The sequence below is a fragment of the Pseudomonas sp. GT1P32 genome, from assembly GCF_054897805.1.
Genome location: NZ_CM142704.1, coordinates 2,635,494 through 2,653,517 on the forward strand (window position 1 = coordinate 2,635,494; position 18,024 = coordinate 2,653,517).

Below are 18,024 nucleotides of genomic sequence, written 5' to 3' on the forward strand. Positions count from 1 at the left end.
GCTTAGCCGATGACCCGAGGAATATTGCCGTACAACTGCAGGATGTATTCCATGAACGTCTGCACCAGCCACGGACCGGCGACGATCAGCGTCACCAGCATGACCAGCAGACGCGGCAAGAAGCTCAGGGTTTGTTCGTTGATCTGCGTGGCCGCCTGGAACATCGCGACCAGCAGGCCCACCAGCAGACTCGGAATCACCAGCACAGCGACCATCATGGTGGTCAGCCAGAGTGCTTCACGAAAGATGTCTACCGCGACTTCCGGCGTCATGGCGAAACACCGCCGAAGCTACTCGCCAACGTCCCGATGATCAGCGCCCAGCCATCCACCAGCACGAACAGCATGATCTTGAACGGCAGGGAAATGATCAGCGGCGAGAGCATCATCATACCCATGGCCATCAGCACACTGGCGACGACCAGGTCGATGATCAGGAACGGAATGAAGATCATGAAGCCGATCTGGAACGCGGTTTTCAGCTCGGACGTGACGAAGGCCGGCACCAGAATGGTCAGCGGCGCCTGATCCGGCGTGGCAATGTCCGTGCGCTTGGACAGGCGCATGAACAGTTCCAGATCGCTGCTGCGCGTCTGCGCCAGCATGAAGTCCTTGATCGGCACCTGAGCCTTGGCCACGGCATCCTGCGCGGTGAGTTTTTCCGCCAGATACGGCTGCAAGGCGTCCTGATTCACCCGGTCGAACACCGGCGCCATGATGAACAGGGTCAGAAACAGCGCCATGCCCGTGAGGATCTGGTTCGACGGCGTCTGCTGCAGGCCCAGGGCCTGACGCAGGATCGAGAAGACGATGATGATCCGCGTGAAACTGGTCATCAGCATGACGAACGCCGGAATGAAACTCAGCGCGGTCATGATCAGCAGGATTTGCAGGCTGACCGAGTATTCCTGAGCGCCCTGGGCGTTGGTGCCCAGGGTGATCGCCGGGATCGACAACGGATCGGCGGCGAAGGCCAGCGGCGCGGTCAGCATCAGGGCCAACGTCAAGATGATGCGTAGCGCACCCATTACTTCTTATCCTTCTGATCCTTGCCCATCAGTTCCATCAGGCGCAGGGCAAATTCCGGGGTCGCTTTCTCGGTGACCGGTACGTGCACCGGCTCCTTGAGCACATGCAGCGCGGTGATGGTGCCGGGGCTCAAACCGAGCAGAATCTGCTCGTTGCCGACCTGCACCAGCATCAATCGGTCACGCGGACCCAGCGCCCGGGAACCGATCAACTCGATCACCTGCGCCTTGCCCGCAGGCCCGGCCTGCTGGACCCGGCGCAGCAGCCAGGCGAGGAAGAAGATCAACCCCAGCACCAGCAGCAGACCGAGCACCAATTGCGTCAACTGGCCCGCCACACCACTGCTGACAGCAGGTGCGACAGCCACGGCAGCATTAGCCGCCGGTTCGGCCGCCAACGCACTGAACGGCAAGGCCAGTAACAACCCTGAAAGCTTTTTCACTCAGCGCAGCTTCTTGATGCGTTCGCTTGGGCTGATCACGTCGGTCAGGCGGATGCCGAACTTTTCGTTGACCACCACCACTTCACCGTGAGCAATCAACGTACCGTTGACCAGCACGTCCAGCGGTTCACCGGCCAGGCGATCGAGCTCGATCACCGAACCCTGGTTGAGCTGCAGCAGGTTACGGATGTTGATGTCGGTGCTGCCGACTTCCATGGAAATCGACACCGGGATGTCGAGAATCACGTCCAGGTTCGGACCGTCCAGGGTTACCGGGTCGTTGTTTTTCGGCACGCTGCCGAATTCTTCCATCGGCAGACGGTTCGACGACGAACCGGCAGCGTCAGCCGCCAGCAAGGCGTCAATGTCGTCCTGCCCGGCATCGCCGGTTTCTTCCAGGGCCGCAGCCCATTCGTCAGCCAGCGCCTGGTCGTCCTGGGTATTCATATCGTCAGCCATCATGTGTCCTCGGCGGGCAACCCTTCAGAGGGCAGCCGTCAGTTAAAAGCGAATATGTAGAGGCGCCGGTCAACGGCGCTCGATCGGCTCGATCACTTGCAACGCGAGGTTGCCTTTGTGCGAGCCCATCTTGACCTTGAACGCAGGCACGCCGTTGGCGCGCATGATCATTTCTTCCGGCATTTCGACCGGGATAATGTCTCCCGGCTGCATGTGCAGAATGTCGCGCAGGCGCAACTGGCGACGGGCAACTGTGGCGCCGATCGGCACGTCGACGTCGAGCACGTCCTGGCGCAGGGCATTGACCCAACGCTCGTCCTGATCGTCGAGGTCCGACTGGAAGCCGGCGTCGAGCATTTCGCGTACCGGCTCGATCATCGAGTACGGCATGGTCACGTGCAGGTCGCCGCCACCGCCATCGAGTTCGATGTGGAAGGTCGACACCACAATGGCTTCGCTCGGGCCGACGATGTTGGCCATGGCCGGGTTCACTTCCGAGTTGATGTACTCGAAGTTCACTTCCATGATCGCCTGCCAGGCTTCCTTCAGATCGACGAAGGCCTGCTCCAGCACCATGCGCACCACACGCAGTTCGGTCGGGGTGAATTCACGCCCTTCGATCTTCGCGTGACGGCCGTCACCACCGAAGAAGTTGTCCACCAGTTTGAACACCAGCTTGGCGTCGAGGATGAACAGCGCCGTGCCGCGCAACGGTTTGATCTTGACCAGGTTGAGGCTGGTCGGCACGTACAGCGAGTGCACGTATTCACCAAACTTCATCACCTGCACACCACCGACGGCAACGTCCGCCGAGCGGCGCAGCATGTTGAACATGCTGATGCGGGTGTAGCGGGCGAAACGCTCGTTGATCATTTCCAGGGTCGGCATGCGTCCACGGACGATGCGATCCTGGCTGGTCAGGTCGTAGCTTTTGACGCTGCCGGGTTCGGCAGCGGTATCGGTCTGTACCAGACCATCGTCGACACCATGCAACAGCGCATCGATCTCATCCTGGGACAGCAGGTCCTGCACGGCCATGTCGTGTTCCTACTGCAGTACGAAATTAGTGAAAAGCAACTGTTCGATGACCACTTTGCCGAGCTCTTTCTGCGCCACTTCCTGGACACTGGCCGTGGCTTTCTGGCGCAGCATTTCCTGACCAACCGGCGACGCCAGGGTCGCGAAATCCTGCCCGGAGAACAGCATGACAAGGTTGTTGCGAATGACCGGCATGTGGACTTTCAGGGCTTCCAGGTCGGCCTGATTTCGACCTTGCATGGTGATGCTCACCTGCATGAAGCGCTGGCGGCCGTTCTGGTTGTAGTTGGCCACGAAGGCCGGCGCCATTTGCTCGAAAACCGCTGGTTGCTTGCCGACCGGGGCAGCTTCAACCGCGGCGGCAGGCTTGCTCTGAGCGCTGTGCATGAAGAACCACGTCGCTCCCACGGACAAGCCGATCGCCAGCAGCAGGGCCACCACGATCACAATGATCAGCTTGATTTTGCCTTTGGTTGCGGGGTCTTTTACTACTGCTTCGCTCTTCGCCATGCCAATAATCCGTCACTATTCGGGTTTTCACAGTCGCACGGCAAGGCAAGAGCAAGTGTTATGCCAGAAGTGTCGGGAAGTATTGGTCAGGAGGTATTGGAGACAGCGAATGATCGGCGAATACCGATCAACTGTAGGAGCAAGCTTGCTCGCGATGGCGGTGTGTCAGCCGACATGTTCGCTGGCTGACACACCACGATCGCTGGCAAGCCAGCTCCTACAAGGGATTGCGTTTGATCAGGCGTAGTAGTCGACGGCGCTGGAGCCGATGACACTGGTGGTGCTGGCCGCGACTTCGGCAACGGTCGGCGCGAGCTCTTCATCCACGCCATCGAGGCGACCACCGCTGGCGTTGGTGCGCCCGCCCTGCCCCTGCTGAGCCTGTTGCTCCTGACCCTGCCCCTGCCAGCCACGCGACTGGTCGGACACGTTGACATCGACCTGCCCCATGCCCTGCTGCGCGAACATGTCACGCAAGCGGTGCATCTGACCATCGAGCGCTTCGCGAACGCTTGGATGCGCGCTCATGAAGGTCACTTGGGTCTGCTGGTCCGGCACCATGTTCACCCGAATGTCGAGGCGCCCCAGTTCGGCCGGTTGCAACTGGATATCGGCCGCCTTGAGATTGGCGCTGGACAAGTACATGACCCGGTTCACGATTTCTTCGGTCCAGCCGCTTTGATTCATCGTGATCGGTTGATTCACCGGTACCGCGTTGGCGGTTTTCGGGGTAGATGCCTGAGTCAGCGCCGCCAGGCGGTTGGCGAAGTCGTCAACGCGGGTATCGCTGCTCGCCGACTTCAAATCCTTGAGGCCGTCATCGATCAACCCACTGAAGGTTTTCTCACCGCCCTGGCTGGTACTGTCCTTGTCCGCCTGCACATCGAGCATGCCCGCCATGCCAGCGGCAAAGTTCTGTGCCGAGGTGGGTTCGCCATCAGCCTGGGCCTGAGCAGCCGTCGGCGCTGCCTTGGGTTGCGCCTGACTGGCAGCGGAAATATGACCGCCCTGCTCCATCGCCATACGCACGGCCGGTAGCGCATCCAGCGGGTCGGCTTCAGGATCGAAGGCGTCATCCGCCGGTGCGGCAACCTGTGCCGCCGCCACTGGCGCAGCAACAGGCGCCTGGACTTGCGGCTGCTCAGTGACCACCACTGGCGGTGCTTGCGGAACCGGAGCTGCCACCACGGCTTGCAACGCTGGCAGCAATGACGGATCGAGAGCCGGATCAACCGGCGCAGTGTCGACGACTACCGGGGTGTCTGCGGCATCATCGCTGGCTGCCTTTTCGTCGGCCGACGCCGGTTTATCGGCGGGCAAGGTTTTGCCGCTATCGGCAACCGTCGGCTCCGGGGCGGCAGCATTGTCGTTGCCGACGCTCTTTTTATCGGGGCTGTCCGGGGCTTTATCGCGCACCGGCTTCGGCGCTCCATCGGTGGCCGCCGAGGGCTTGTTCTGGGCTTGATTGGCGTAGACCTGAGCGAAGCTGGAGGCTTTGTCCCCGGGCTCAGCGGACAGCGCCGATGGATTGGCGGAGGCGGCTTGAGTCTTGGCCTGAGCGGCGGCCTGAAGAAGAATATTGGGGGTAACGGGCATGAAACGGTCTCCGCTGCACTGGGATCGTAGGTACAGTTGCGGAGATTGCTGCAAGGGTTGCGCCAGTTTTGTTCGAACGGCGCTAAAAACGCCGGACGGTCGCACTGTCAGCGAGAGAGCGCTGGCGCTCTGCTTCGTAGAGGGTGCGGATAATCGCGAATTCACTATCGATTTCGCTGATCAGTTTTTCGACGCCTTCCAGCGACTCCTGCTTGCTTCGCTGCTCGAGCTCATTGCACAACTGCGCGAGGCGAATGGCGCCCATGTTGCTGCAACTACCCTTGAAACTGTGCGCAGTGGCACCGAGCGTCTCGGCATCGTCAGCCTTGTGCAGCTGACTCAAGCGCTCTATGGAATCGGCAAGAAAAGTACCCAGCAACATCGGATACTCATCCTCCATGACTTCTTGCAACGCGCTCAGCACGTCGCGGTCCAGGTGTGTGTCAGCCACTTGCTCACTCCTTGATCAAGAATGCGCGGATTATGCCAGAGCCTCCCAGAAAAATTCCACGCGGGCACTACGACCATCGTCAGACCAGTTGGCGTTTCGGCTCAACTGGCGGATCAGACTGACACCACGTCCCGACAGACGGGCACCATCGAGAGGGCGCGCCATCACCCTGTCGACATCGAAACCTTTGCCACTGTCTTCGACACGAATCGTCAGGCAACCACCCTCGCCTTTGGGCGCAACCTGTAAATGCAGCCGCACAAAGCCGTCCTGCAGCTCGTCCAGACGCGCGTTGCGCTGTTGATAATAGCGGGCAAAACCCGAGGCATCGCGCTTCAGGCTTGAGTCCAGCCCCAGCACGCCATGCTCCAGCGCGTTGGAGTACAACTCCGCGAGCACACTGTAAAGCGCGCCGCTCTGGGCGCGCAAACCATGCACTTCCAGCAGCAACTGCAAAAGATACGGCAATGGATTGAAGCGCTTGAGAGTGGCCGCACGAAACTCGAAACTCACCGACCAGTCCAGCGGGCAGGACTGACCGCTGTCAGAATAAACCAGGGCCGGCGGACTCAGCTGTGCAGCCTCCAGCAGGCTGACCTCGACCATGCTGACATCGTCGCGAGCTTCCCCGCGAAAATCCCGCAGCGCCTGTTCGATCTCCTCGAACAGCTGATCGGGCCGACGATTGGCCGTAAACACCTGCTGCAATCGCTCGACGCCGAACAACTGCTCATTGGCATCACACGTATCGATCACCCCGTCGGACAACAGGAACACCCGATCTCCGACCGCCATCGGAAACACTTCGGTGCGATCATCGAAGGTCTGCGGGCTCAGCACGCCAAGCGGCAAATGCCGGGCCGTCAGCGGTGTGCGCTCGCCACTGGCGATACTGTGCAGGTAACCGTCCGGCATCCCGCCGTTCCAGACTTCCACCGAGCGCCGCTGAAAACTCAGGCACAGCAACGTCGCACAACAGAACATGTCCACCGGCAGGATGCGCTTGAGCTTGGCGTTCATCTCGCGCAGGGTTTCCGACAGGCCATACCCCTTGGCGGTCATGCCGTAGAAGACCTCGGCCAGCGGCATCGCCCCGACAGCTGCCGGCAAGCCATGGCCAGTAAAATCGCCAAGCAAGACATGCATGTCGCCGGCCGGAGTGAACGCCGCGAGCAGCAAATCACCATTGAACAGCGCATAGGGCGATTGCAGGTAGCGGATATTGGGGGCGTTCAGGCAGCCGGAATGGGCGACCTTGTCGAACACGGCCTTGGCCACACGCTGCTCGTTGAGCAGGTAATCGTGGTGCCTGGCAATTTGGTCGCGCTGCTCCAGCACGGTGGCCTGCAACCGGCGCAAACGGTCCATTGCCTTGATTTTGGCGGCGAGGATCACCTGGTTGTAGGGTTTTGCCAGAAAGTCGTCACCGCCAGCCTCCAGACAGCGCGCCAAGGCTTCGCTTTCGCTCAGCGACGTCAGGAAGATGATCGGCACCAGGGTTTCCCCGGCCAGCGCCTTGATCTGACGTGCCGCCTCGAAACCGTCCATCACCGGCATCATGGCGTCCATCAGGACCAGTTGCGGTCGTTGTAAACGAAACGCTTCGACCGCTTCGGCACCGTTGGCCGCTGTCAGGACTTCATGACCCTGGCGACGGACGATACTCGACAGCAGCATGCGGTCGGCCGCGCTGTCTTCGGCGATCAGGATCGTCAGCGGCTCGAGCGGCTGCACGCTGGTCAACTGATGTCAAACAGTTTGTCGAAGTTGGAGATGGCGAGAATCTTCTTCACGTCAGTACTGCTGTTGACGACGCGAATGTCGGATTCGTCGCCACCGGCATGATCACGCAGCAGAAGCAGCATGCCCAGTGCAGAACTGTCGAGGTAGGTCGCTTCTTTCAAATCGACGACAACTGCGGAGAGTTCCTTGTCCTCGTAGGACTCGCGAAATTCCTGATGTTTGGCGAAATCGAATCGTCCCCTGATCGATATCGTCAGCTTCTTCCCATCCGTAGAGACTTCTGTAACGACTGACATTGAACGGCATCCTTGTCATTGGTGAACATACTTGTACAAGGTTTAGCACTTGACGGAGATGGGGGCAAGGCTGGAAAGGTGCGGAGTTTTCGAGCACGCCTTCGCGGGCAAGCCTCGCTCCTACAGGTTTCGCATCGTCCATGATTTCGCGAACGACACAAATCCCGTAGGAGCGAGGCTTGCCCGCGAAGAACGATAACGCGACCTGACTGATTCAGTACGGACTCTCACGTGGCAACCGCTGGGACAACTCGTCCATCAGCTTCTGCTCACGCTTGTCTTCCAGCTGTCGTGCCTCGTCAGCGTAACGCTGAACCAGTTTGCGCAAGCCCTCGACCCGGGCAAATGCCTGCTGCCAGGTTTCCCGTGCCTTGTTCAGATTGTTCTGATGCCACGCCAGGCTTTGCCGCTGTTGATCGATGGCGGTGCCCAGTTGCGCGAGGAAGCCCTGATAACCCAGCAGCCACTGGCCCGAGACGCCGCTGCTGCCACGCACGATCCATTGTTCCTGATAGTCGAGTCGAAAGGCTTCAAGGTCGGCGAGCTTGCTTTCTGCCACGCGAACCTGGCCCTGAAAATGGCCTAACCGCTGAGCGGCGGTTTTCTCGGCCTTTTCGGCCATTTCGACCACCGGCGCCAGACGCCCTGCCCGACTCTGGGCCATGATCGATTAACCGCCAGCCGCAGGCGCGAAGATCGAGCCCAGATAGGATTCGCTTTCGCCCAGGCTGATGCTGTCGTTCAACCCTTGGCGCAGGTATTTGGCCAGCTGCGGCTGCAGGGAAATCGCCAGGTCGGTCTCGCGATCACCGCCAGCGACGTAGGCGCCGACACTGATCAGGTCGCGACTCTGCTGATAGCGCGACCACAGCTGCTTGAAATACTGGGCGCGAGTCATGTGTTCGGGCGACACCACCGACGGCATGACCCGGCTGATGGACGCTTCGATGTCGATGGCCGGGTAATGCCCTTCCTCGGCCAGACGCCGGGACAGGACGATGTGCCCGTCGAGCACACCCCGCGCCGCGTCGGCGATCGGATCCTGCTGGTCATCGCCTTCGGACAATACGGTATAAAACGCGGTGATCGAACCGCCGCCCTTTTCGGCGTTACCGGCCCGCTCCACCAGTTTCGGCAACTTGGCGAACACCGACGGCGGATACCCCTTGGTCGCCGGCGGCTCGCCAATGGCCAGGGCGATTTCCCGCTGGGCCTGGGCGAAACGGGTCAGCGAGTCCATCAACAACAGGACATTCTTGCCCTTGTCGCGGAAATACTCGGCAATCCGCGTGCAATACATCGCGGCGCGCAGACGCATCAGCGGCGCATCGTCCGCCGGGGACGCCACGACCACCGAACGTTTGAGCCCTTCTTCACCGAGGATGTGCTCGATGAATTCCTTAACTTCGCGACCCCGTTCACCGATCAGCCCGACGACGATAATGTCGGCCTCGGTGAAGCGGGTCATCATGCCCAGCAGCACACTCTTGCCGACGCCGGTACCGGCGAACAGCCCGAGCCGCTGCCCGCGACCGACCGTCAACAAACCGTTGATGGAGCGAATGCCCACGTCCAGCGGCTCGCTGATCGGATGACGCTTGAGCGGGTTGATCGTCGGGCCGTCCATCGGCACCCAGTCTTCAGCCTTCATTCCGCCCTTGCCGTCCAGCGCACGACCGGCGCCATCGAGCACCCGTCCGAGCATGCTCATGCCCATCGGCAGACGACCGGTATCGGCCAACGGCACCACTCGCGCGCCGGGCGCGATGCCGGCGACGCTGCCGACTGGCATCAGAAAGACTTTGCTGCCGGAGAAGCCCATGACTTCGGCTTCGACCTGCACCGGATGGTAACTGTCGTCGTTAATGACCATGCAGCGGCTGCCCATGGCGGCGCGCAGGCCTTCAGCTTCGAGGGTCAGGCCGACCATGCGCAGCAAGCGACCTTCGAGGATCGGTGCGCCGGCCAGCTCCGTTGCCTCGGCGTAACTGCCCAGGCGCTTGGCGAAGCTGGTGCGATCAAGGCGCATCGGGAACGTCCGGCTCAGCTTCGACGGCAGGCTTGGCGTCGATTGGCAGTTCCAGGCTCAGGTCCGGCGCGGCAGGGTGCAAGGCCTGTTCGTGCAATTGATCGAACAGTTTGTCCATGACCCGGGCGATGCGCGTTTCAACGGTGGCATCGATGCGACTGTGCTCCGTCTCGACCCGGCAACCACCAGGCAACAAGGCTTCGTCCTCGACGATGCGCCAGGTCTCTTCATGGCGCTCGCGCAGGGCTTTGACCTGTTCGAAATCCTGCGGGTTGATGTACAGCCGCACATTGCCCACGCCCAGCGGCAACAGCTTGAGGGCGTCGCGCATGACGTGTTCGATCTGCGTCGAGTCGATGGCCAGTTCGCGCTGAATCACCTGTTTGGTGATGTGCTGAACAAGGTCGACCAGCGACTTTTCGATCTGGGTGTCCTGCTCGGCGATGGGCTCGAACAGGTTGGCCATCAACTGCTCCAGCGCCGCGACTTTCGGCGTCAGGATCGCCTCTGCTTCCTGACGGACCTTGAGCGTGGTGCTGTGAAAACCTTCTTTCTCGCCTGTGGCGAAGCCCTCGTTGTAGGCCTCCTGGCGAATGCTTTCGAGTTCTTCAAGGGTCAGTGGCTGGACTTCTTCCAGCGGCACTTCCTCCATTTCCGGCGGCTCAGGCTCGGGTTCCGGCTCGGGCTCCGGTACATGCGGGTCGAAACTGGGCAGCGACCAGACATCGAAACCACCGACGTCCTTGGCACGGATCAGGTCGGTCTGGGACTCATCATGTTTGGACGACATAGTGACCTTAGATCATCTCTTCGCCGCCCTTCCCGCCGAGAACGATTTCTCCGGCTTCGGCCATACGGCGAGCAATGGTGAGGATTTCTTTCTGTGCGGTTTCCACGTCGCTGACACGCACCGGGCCTTTGGCCTCGAGGTCGTCGCGCAACAGTTCGGCCGCCCGCTTGGACATGTTCTTGAAGATCTTTTCCTTGACGCCTTCGTCCGAGCCTTTGAGGGCCAGTACCAAAACATCGGAGGACACTTCGCGCAGCAACGCCTGAATCCCGCGGTCGTCGACATCGGACAGGTTGTTGAACACGAACATGAGGTCTTCGATCTGACCGGACAGGTCTTCGTCGACTTCGCGGATCGAGTCCATCAGCTGACCTTCGATCGAGCTGTCGAGGAAGTTCATGATGTCGGCCGCACGCTTGATGCCACCCAGGGTGGTGCGCGAGGCATTCGAGTTGCCGGAGAACTGCTTCTCGAGAATCTGGTTGAGTTCTTTCAGGGCGGCTGGCTGCACGGTGTTCAGCGAGGAAACCCGCAGAATGATGTCCAGTCGCACCTTGTGGTCGAAGTTGCCCAGCACTTCGCCGGCCTGGTCCGGGTCGAGATACGCCACGACGATCGCCTGGATCTGCGGGTGCTCGTAACGGATCACGTCGGCAACGGCGCGCGGTTCCATCCACTTCAGGCTGTCGAGGCCACTGGTGTTGCCGCCCAGCAGGATCCGGTCGATCAGGCCGTTGGCCTTGTCCTCGCCCAGCGCCTGAGTCAGCATTTTGCGCACGTAGTCGTCGGAGCCGACGCCCAGGCTGGTCTGATCGCCGACGATGTCGACGAACTCGCTCATCACCTGCTCGACCTGCTCGCGGTGCACGTTACCCATCTGCGCCATGGCCACACCCACACGCTGGACCTCTTTGGGCCCCATGTGGCGCAGCACTTGGGCGGCATCGGTAGAACCGAGAGACAGCAGCAGGATTGCGGCTTTGTCGACCCGGGACAGTTTGGCGGCAACGGCTCGGTTATCACTCATCTGCGTTAATCCACTCTTTCACGACCTGGGCCACGCGACCCGGATCTTCTGCCACCAGACTCTTGATTGCGTTCAACTGTGCGTCATAGCCTTCGCTCGGGCTCGGCAGCAGGATGCTGGTCGGGCCGCCGAGGCTGACGCGGTCGTTGGCCAGTTCGCCGTCCAGGCCGCCCATGCCACCGAGTTCCACGTCGCCGCCAAAACCGGCCAGCTGTTTGCCTTTGCCGCCATTGGTGATGTTGTTGAGCACCGGACGCAGCACACCGAACACCAGTATCAGGATGAACAAGACACCCAGCACTTGCTTGACGATGTCCCAGAACCACGGCTGGGAGTAGAACGGAATGTCGGCAATCACTTCACCGCGCTCGGCGGAGAACGGCATGTTGATCACGCTGACGCTGTCACCACGACTGGCGTCGAAACCGACGGCGTCCTGTACCAGACGAGTGAAGCGCGCCAATTCGTCGGCGCTCCACGGTGCACGGGTGGTTTCGCCGTTGGCTGCGTTGATCTTGACCTGATCGTCCACCACTACCGACACCGACAGGCGGTTCAAACGCCCTTGCTGTTGTTTGGTGTGACTGATGGAGCGGTCGAGTTCGAAGTTCTTGGTGGATTGTTGACGCTTGTCCGCCGGATACGGTGCCAGCATCGGCTGGCCGGTGGCCGGGTCCATGATTTGCTGACCGTTGGCATCCAGCAGTGGCTGGCCTGGCTGCACCATGCCGGCCGACGCGGTAGCGCCACCGGTGGTTTGCGGCGCTGAGGCTGGCGATGGCGGCTGGTTGCTCAGGGCACCCGGTACGCCTTGCGGGCCATTGCTGGCGGTGCGTTGTTCGTTGACCGACTGTTCGCTGCGCAACGCCGGCTGATCCGGGTTGAACTGCTCGGAGGTCGACTCGACGGCGCTGAAATCCACGTCCGCCGAGACTTCGGCTTTATAGCGGTCGTTGCCCAGCACCGGTTGCAGGATGTTGTGCACACGCTGAGTGAGCATGCTTTCCATGCGACGGCTGTAATCGAATTGCTTGCCGGCCATGGTCAGTTCGGAGTTCTCCGCCTGATCCGAGAGCAGGTTGCCCTTCTGATCGACGACGGTGATCTGCGATTTGCTGAGTTCTGGAACGCTGGTCGCGACCAGATTGATGATCGCCACCACCTGGCCCGGCTCCAGCGAGCGACCGGAATACAACTCAACCAGCACCGAAGCGCTCGGCTTGCGCTCGTCACGTACGAACACCGAGCTTTTCGGAATCGCCAGGTGCACGCGGGCACCCTTGACGTTGTTCAGGCTGGAGATGGTCCGGGCCAGTTCGCCTTCGAGGCCGCGACGATAACGGGTCGCTTCCATGAACTGGCTGGTGCCGAGCCCCTGGTCCTTGTCGAGGATCTCGAAACCGATGTTGCCGTCGCTGGGAGTGACACCAGCGCCCGCGAGTTTCAGTCGCGCACGGGACAGGTCATCGGCCTTGACCAGCAAGGCACCGGAGTTCGGTTCAACGGTATAGGGAATGTCAGCGGCAGCCAGGGTATCCATGACTTGCTTGGCGTCCATACCGGCAAGGCTGCCGTACAGAGGCCGGTAGTCCGGCTGCTGGGACCACAACACAACGGCGAAGCCAATCGCCACGCTCGCAGCCAGGCCGACCAACAGGCCCACCTGACGCAACATGGTCATCTCGGAGAGGTTTTCCAGGAAGGACAAGCCGAACAGCGGCGGTTTGCCGTCTATCGGAGTGGCCTTGGCCGGAACATTATCGGCGACTGCTTCTGCCATGACTCAATCTCGTCCTTAAACCGGCATCTGCATGATGTCTTGGTATGCCTGAACCAGCTTGTTACGCACTTGGGTCAACGCCTGAAAAGACACGCTGGCCTTCTGCGAGGAAATCATCACGTCCGTCAGGTCGACACCACTCTTGCCGATCTCGAAGGCACTGGCCAACTGACTGGAAGCCTGCTGGGTGTCGCTCACTTTATTGACGGCCTGACCGAGCATGTCGGAAAAGCTGCTGCCGCTCAATTCAGGGACGGCGGCAGTCGATTTCGGCGCAGACATGGCATCCATTTGCATGGAGCGCATATCCAGCATCAACCGATTGAATTCAATACCTTGGCTCATGGTCTACTCTCATTGACGACCCGCAATTTTTTGACACTCACTCGGCGGGTAGTGAGGTGTTAGCAACAAGGGTGCCAGCTCCGTGGCCGCGCTGAACAAAAGCCGTCCTGGCTTTGCCTTACCGTAAATCACCGCAAAACAGTGTGGGAGCGAGCCTGCTCGCGAAGGCGGTGTGACAGCTGCATAAATGTCGCCTGATGCACCCTCTTCGCGAGCAGGCTCGCTCCCACAAAGTAAAATCAGGTGGCGAACAAGTAAGCCTCTACATCCATTCCGGCATCACGCATTTGCGCCAGTTTGTAGCGCAGGGTGCGAGGGCTGATACCCAAACGCTCTGCCGCCTCCTTGCGACGACCCCGTTCAGAGCGCAAGGTATCGATGATCATCTGGAATTCACGGCGACGCAGATCGTCACCCAGCGCACCGGCAGACTCGGGCTCGATGTCAGCAACCCGCATCGGCACGGCGGCCAATGCCGGTAACGGCGCACAGGCAACCGGCCCGGCCAGGCAAAAATCCTGCGGCTGGATCACACCGCCCTGCTGCAGGATCAATGCACGCTGAATCGCGTTATCCAGCTCCCGCACATTGCCCGGCCATGGATAGCCGATCAGGCACGCTTGCGCCTCGGGCGACAGTCGCGCCGCCGCATGCTTCATTTTATTGACGTGCTTGGTCAGCAGCCGCTCGGCCAGCGGCAGGATGTCGGCGGTGCGCTCGCGCAACGGACGCCAGGCCAAAGGAAATACGGACAGGCGATAGTAAAGGTCTTCACGGAAACGCCCTGCCGCCACTTCACCGACAAGGTCACGGTTGGTGGTGGCGACGACCCGAATATCCAGCGCGATCGGTTTGCGCGCGCCGACCCGCTCGACTTCACGCTCCTGCAATACACGCAGCAACTTGGCTTGAAGACCCAGGGGCATTTCGGAAATTTCGTCGAGCAGAATGGTTCCGCCGTCAGCCTGCTCGAACTTGCCGGCCTGCGCCGCGATGGCACCAGTGAACGAACCCTTTTCGTGACCGAACAGCGTTGCCTCGAGCATGTTGTCGGGAATCGCCGCGCAATTGATCGCAATGAACGGCTGGCTGGCGCGATGAGAATGCTGATGGATGTAACGCGCCAGCACTTCTTTACCGGTCCCGGACTCACCGGAGATCAACACCGTCGAATCACTGCGTGCCACCCGTGCGGCCAATTCCAGCAACTGCGCACTGGCTGGCTCGAACGCTACAGGCCCCTCGCTGTCGGCAGCACCGAGGCTACCCAGCGCATGCCGCGCAACCAGATCCAGCAAAGCCTTGGGCTCGAACGGCTTGACCAGATAATCCGCCGCACCCTGACGCATCGCATCGACCGCGCGCTCTACGGCGCCGTGCGCCGTCATCAGCAGCACCGGCAACTGCGGCTGGCGAGCGCGCAGCAATCCGAGCAGTTGATGGCCGTCCATGCCCGGCATGTTGACGTCACTGAGCACCAGGTTGAACGCCTCGGCTCCGACGGCGTCCAGCGCTTCTTCGGCCGACCCCACGGCTGTGTAGTCATGCCCTGCGAGCAACAGCGTATCGGTCAGTGCTTCGCGTAATGCGCGGTCATCCTCGACCAGTAAAACCTTGATCCCCATGTCGTTCACTCCACTCCCTGGGTACTGCGCTTCTCATCAGAAAACAGCGGCAGAATCACCTGCGCGCAGGTGCCGCGACCCAACCGCGAGTGCAGCTGCAATTCTCCCTGATGGGCACGAGCCACGGCCTTGACCACGGTCAGGCCAAGGCCGGTCCCGGTGGTTTTAGTGGTAAAAAATGGCTCGCCCAAACGCGCCAGCACTTTCGTATCGATGCCGCTGCCGCTGTCACTGACGCAGACACGCAGGTTGTTGTCACGGGTGTAGAGATGGACTTTCAAGCGAACGTCGCCGGCACTGGCCTGGATCGCGTTCTCGATCAGATTGAGAATCGCCCCGACCAGCGTGTCACGATTGCACAGCAACTCACCCGCATGACTGTCGCACTGCCAGCGAACCGGCAAATCCTGCACATGGGTCAGCGCCGCTGCCTGCAAGGATTGCATCAGCATTTTCGGCGTGACGCGATCGGTCAGCGGCAGCTCGCCACGAGCGAACACCAGCATGTCGCGCACTTGATGCTCCAGCTCATGCAAACGCTCTTTAAGCCGCCCGGCAAAACGTTGCTGCGTGGCAACCGGCAGTTCTTGCTCGGTCAAATGACTGGCGTAAAGCAATGCCGCGGACAACGGCGTACGAATCTGGTGAGCCAGCGACGCGACCATTCGACCGAGGGAAGACAGGCGTTCGTGGCGAGCCAGTTGATCTTGCAGATGACGGGTTTCGGTCAGGTCGTTGAGCAACACCAACTGGCCGGGCTCGGCATCCAGCGAGCGGGTGGCGATCGACAGACGCCGACCGTCCTTGAGCGAGATTTCGTGACCGTCGTCTTCGCGCGGCGCGAAGCATCGGGCAATGACATGACGCCACAGCTCGCCTTCGAGAGGCAGGCCGAGCAGTTCACAGGCCGCGGGATTGGCTTCACGCACGATGCCCTGGACGTCGATGACGATAACGCCGCCGGGCAACAGATCGAGGAGGTTTTGCAGGCGGTTGGCCAGGCGTTCTTTTTCCGCCAGTTCCTGCATGCGCTGAGCGCTGACCACCGCCAGCTCGCCCTTGAGCTCGGTGACCCGGGCTTCGAGCATGCTGTAGGAGTCGGTCAACTGGCTGGACATCTGGTTGAACAACGCGAAAGCCTGCTCAAGGCCAAGCCGGCTTGCCTGCTCTACGGACGACGTTTGTCCCGAAGCATCAGGGACAGGAGACATCTGGGCGGCTTGGGGCATCGGGCTCTCTCGCTTGGCTGACCGTCAGTTAAACGGAACGTTGCGAGGGATGTAGCAATACCCGTGCCTAAAAAAAACCGCCTACAAATGAACGACTTGAAAAACAGGCGTCAATCATCCGCCTGTTCATCACCGTCGCGACGACTCATGCCGTACTTGCGCATCTTCTCTACCAGCGTGGTACGACGGATCCGCAACCGCTCGGCAGCACGCGCCACGATGCCATTGGCATCATCCAGCGCCTGCTGGATCAGGCCCTGTTCCAGACCACCGAGGTAGTCTTTCAGGTCCAGGCCTTCCGGCGGCAGCATGGCGTTGGCGGTGAAGTCCGGAGTGTGACCGTTGATGGCCACGCGCTCTTCAAGATCGCTGCGCAGGCTATCGACCAGCTGCTCATCTTCGTCATCGACGTAGCGGAATTTCTTCGGCAACTCGACCACACCGATCACCCCGTACGGGTGCATGATCGCCATGCGCTCCACCAGGTTGGCCAGTTCGCGAACGTTGCCCGGCCAGCCGTGACGGCACAGCGACATGATCGCTGCGGAGTTGAAACGGATCGAACCGCGCTTCTCGTGCTCCATGCGCGAGATCAACTCGTTCATCAGCAGCGGAATGTCTTCGACACGTTCGCGCAGCGGTGCCATCTCGATCGGGAACACGTTCAGGCGGTAGTACAAGTCTTCGCGGAAAGTGCCGATCTCGATCATGCTTTCGAGATTCTTGTGAGTCGCCGCGATGATGCGCACATCGACGCTTTGGGTCTTGTTGCTGCCTACGCGCTCGAAAGTGCGTTCCTGCAGCACGCGCAGCAGCTTGACCTGCATCGGCAGCGGCATGTCGCCGATTTCGTCGAGGAACAGCGTGCCGCCATTGGCCAGCTCAAAGCGCCCGGCGCGACTGGTGATCGCCCCGGTGAAGGCGCCTTTCTCATGACCGAACAATTCGCTTTCCAGCAACTCGGCCGGGATCGCCCCGCAGTTGACCGGGACGAACGGCGCGTCACGACGCTTGGAATGGTAGTGCAGGTTGCGCGCGACCACTTCCTTGCCAGTCCCCGACTCGCCGAGGATCAGCACGCTGGCGTCGGTGTCGGCAACTTGCTGCATCATCTGACGGACGTGTTGAATCGCCCGACTGGTGCCGACAAGACTGCGGAAAAGGTTGGGCTCGCGATGACGACCGCGCTCGCGGGCCTGGTCGTACATCTCGCGATAGACCTGGGCACGGTGCAGCGAATCGAGCAGTTTGCTGTAGCTGGGTGGCATTTCGAGGGTCGAAAGCACTCGGCGACGCTGGTCTTCTGGCAGGTCAACGGAAGAATTATCGCCCATTAACAAAACCGGAAGGAACTCATCCCAGGTAGAGAGTGTCTTTAACAAGCCCGGAAGTGCACCAGGAGCATTGACCGTCCCGATGAGGACACAGATCACTTCACGACTTGATGACAAAGAGCCGACAGCCTGCTGCCAGTCATGGCTACCGCAGGGTAAATTTTCTTCGCCAAGAAAATTTAAAATCACCGCCAGGTCGCGGCGGCGGACGCTATCGTCATCAATCAGCAGAATTTTGGTTTCACGCCACATGCAATAGCAACTTCCCTAGTCAACTCAATGCCCGAAATGATGGGGCAAGC

Annotated in this window: 19 protein-coding genes; all 19 read right to left on the minus strand. The window is 60.6% G+C overall.

Annotation, left to right across the window (positions count from 1 at the left end):
- Nucleotides 1–2: 2 nt before the first annotated feature.
- Nucleotides 3–272: a flagellar biosynthesis protein FliQ gene (gene fliQ / locus ACYZUC_RS12075; protein ID WP_008024593.1), complete on the minus strand. Its 270-nt coding sequence runs from the start codon at nucleotides 270–272 to the stop codon at nucleotides 3–5.
- The gene (gene fliP, locus ACYZUC_RS12080; protein ID WP_461995920.1) at nucleotides 269–1,027 is read right to left on the minus strand and encodes a flagellar type III secretion system pore protein FliP; all 759 of its coding nucleotides are present in this window, start codon (nucleotides 1,025–1,027) and stop codon (nucleotides 269–271) included. Before fliP ends, fliQ begins: the two co-directional genes overlap by 4 nt.
- Nucleotides 1,027–1,470: a flagellar biosynthetic protein FliO gene (gene fliO, locus ACYZUC_RS12085; protein WP_192419618.1), complete on the minus strand. Its 444-nt coding sequence runs from the start codon at nucleotides 1,468–1,470 to the stop codon at nucleotides 1,027–1,029. Before fliO ends, fliP begins: the two co-directional genes overlap by 1 nt.
- Nucleotides 1,471–1,929 carry a flagellar motor switch protein FliN gene (gene fliN / locus ACYZUC_RS12090; RefSeq protein ID WP_008039811.1) on the minus strand — a complete coding sequence of 153 codons (459 nt, stop codon included), beginning with the start codon at nucleotides 1,927–1,929 and terminating at the stop codon, nucleotides 1,471–1,473.
- Nucleotides 1,930–1,998: 69 nt separating this feature from the next.
- Entirely contained in the window at nucleotides 1,999–2,967 is a 969-nt protein-coding gene (fliM, locus tag ACYZUC_RS12095) for a flagellar motor switch protein FliM (RefSeq protein ID WP_008024584.1), read from the minus strand.
- A gap of 9 nt (nucleotides 2,968–2,976) precedes the next feature.
- Nucleotides 2,977–3,477, minus strand: coding sequence for a flagellar basal body-associated protein FliL (fliL, locus tag ACYZUC_RS12100; protein ID WP_192419617.1), 501 nt, complete (start codon nucleotides 3,475–3,477; stop codon nucleotides 2,977–2,979).
- A gap of 237 nt (nucleotides 3,478–3,714) precedes the next feature.
- The gene (locus ACYZUC_RS12105; RefSeq protein ID WP_461995923.1) at nucleotides 3,715–5,073 is read right to left on the minus strand and encodes a flagellar hook-length control protein FliK; all 1,359 of its coding nucleotides are present in this window, start codon (nucleotides 5,071–5,073) and stop codon (nucleotides 3,715–3,717) included.
- Nucleotides 5,074–5,155: 82 nt separating this feature from the next.
- Nucleotides 5,156–5,524: an Hpt domain-containing protein gene (locus ACYZUC_RS12110; protein ID WP_461995924.1), complete on the minus strand. Its 369-nt coding sequence runs from the start codon at nucleotides 5,522–5,524 to the stop codon at nucleotides 5,156–5,158.
- A 30-nt stretch (nucleotides 5,525–5,554) separates the two neighbouring features.
- A complete protein-coding gene (locus ACYZUC_RS12115; RefSeq protein WP_461995925.1) occupies nucleotides 5,555–7,258 on the minus strand; it encodes an ATP-binding SpoIIE family protein phosphatase in 1,704 nt (567 codons plus the stop codon).
- Between the two features lie 5 nt (nucleotides 7,259–7,263).
- A complete protein-coding gene (locus ACYZUC_RS12120) occupies nucleotides 7,264–7,563 on the minus strand; it encodes an STAS domain-containing protein (RefSeq protein ID WP_461995926.1) in 300 nt (99 codons plus the stop codon).
- A gap of 214 nt (nucleotides 7,564–7,777) precedes the next feature.
- Nucleotides 7,778–8,227, minus strand: coding sequence for a flagellar export protein FliJ (gene fliJ / locus ACYZUC_RS12125; protein WP_253402272.1), 450 nt, complete (start codon nucleotides 8,225–8,227; stop codon nucleotides 7,778–7,780).
- A gap of 6 nt (nucleotides 8,228–8,233) precedes the next feature.
- The gene (fliI, locus tag ACYZUC_RS12130; protein WP_192419604.1) at nucleotides 8,234–9,592 is read right to left on the minus strand and encodes a flagellar protein export ATPase FliI; all 1,359 of its coding nucleotides are present in this window, start codon (nucleotides 9,590–9,592) and stop codon (nucleotides 8,234–8,236) included.
- On the minus strand, nucleotides 9,582–10,382 hold the full coding sequence (gene fliH, locus ACYZUC_RS12135; RefSeq protein ID WP_461995929.1) for a flagellar assembly protein FliH: 801 nt from the start codon (nucleotides 10,380–10,382) through the stop codon (nucleotides 9,582–9,584). Before fliH ends, fliI begins: the two co-directional genes overlap by 11 nt.
- A 7-nt stretch (nucleotides 10,383–10,389) precedes the next feature.
- Complete coding sequence (gene fliG / locus ACYZUC_RS12140) at nucleotides 10,390–11,409, minus strand: flagellar motor switch protein FliG (protein WP_008006649.1); 1,020 nt, start codon at nucleotides 11,407–11,409, stop codon at nucleotides 10,390–10,392.
- Nucleotides 11,402–13,189, minus strand: a complete 1,788-nt coding sequence (fliF, locus tag ACYZUC_RS12145; protein WP_008044586.1) for a flagellar basal-body MS-ring/collar protein FliF — start codon at nucleotides 13,187–13,189, stop codon at nucleotides 11,402–11,404. The genes fliG and fliF overlap by 8 nt, the downstream gene beginning before the upstream one ends.
- A gap of 15 nt (nucleotides 13,190–13,204) precedes the next feature.
- Nucleotides 13,205–13,534 (minus strand): flagellar hook-basal body complex protein FliE, encoded by a 330-nt coding sequence (fliE, locus tag ACYZUC_RS12150; RefSeq protein ID WP_008044594.1) that lies wholly within the window; start codon nucleotides 13,532–13,534, stop codon nucleotides 13,205–13,207.
- Nucleotides 13,535–13,773: 239 nt separating this feature from the next.
- Nucleotides 13,774–15,159, minus strand: coding sequence for a sigma-54-dependent transcriptional regulator (locus ACYZUC_RS12155; protein ID WP_461995932.1), 1,386 nt, complete (start codon nucleotides 15,157–15,159; stop codon nucleotides 13,774–13,776).
- Between the two features lie 5 nt (nucleotides 15,160–15,164).
- Nucleotides 15,165–16,388 (minus strand): sensor histidine kinase, encoded by a 1,224-nt coding sequence (locus ACYZUC_RS12160; protein ID WP_461995934.1) that lies wholly within the window; start codon nucleotides 16,386–16,388, stop codon nucleotides 15,165–15,167.
- 110 nt (nucleotides 16,389–16,498) lie between these two features.
- Nucleotides 16,499–17,974: a sigma-54 dependent transcriptional regulator gene (locus ACYZUC_RS12165; RefSeq protein ID WP_008044600.1), complete on the minus strand. Its 1,476-nt coding sequence runs from the start codon at nucleotides 17,972–17,974 to the stop codon at nucleotides 16,499–16,501.
- Between the last annotated feature and the right edge of the window lie 50 nt (nucleotides 17,975–18,024).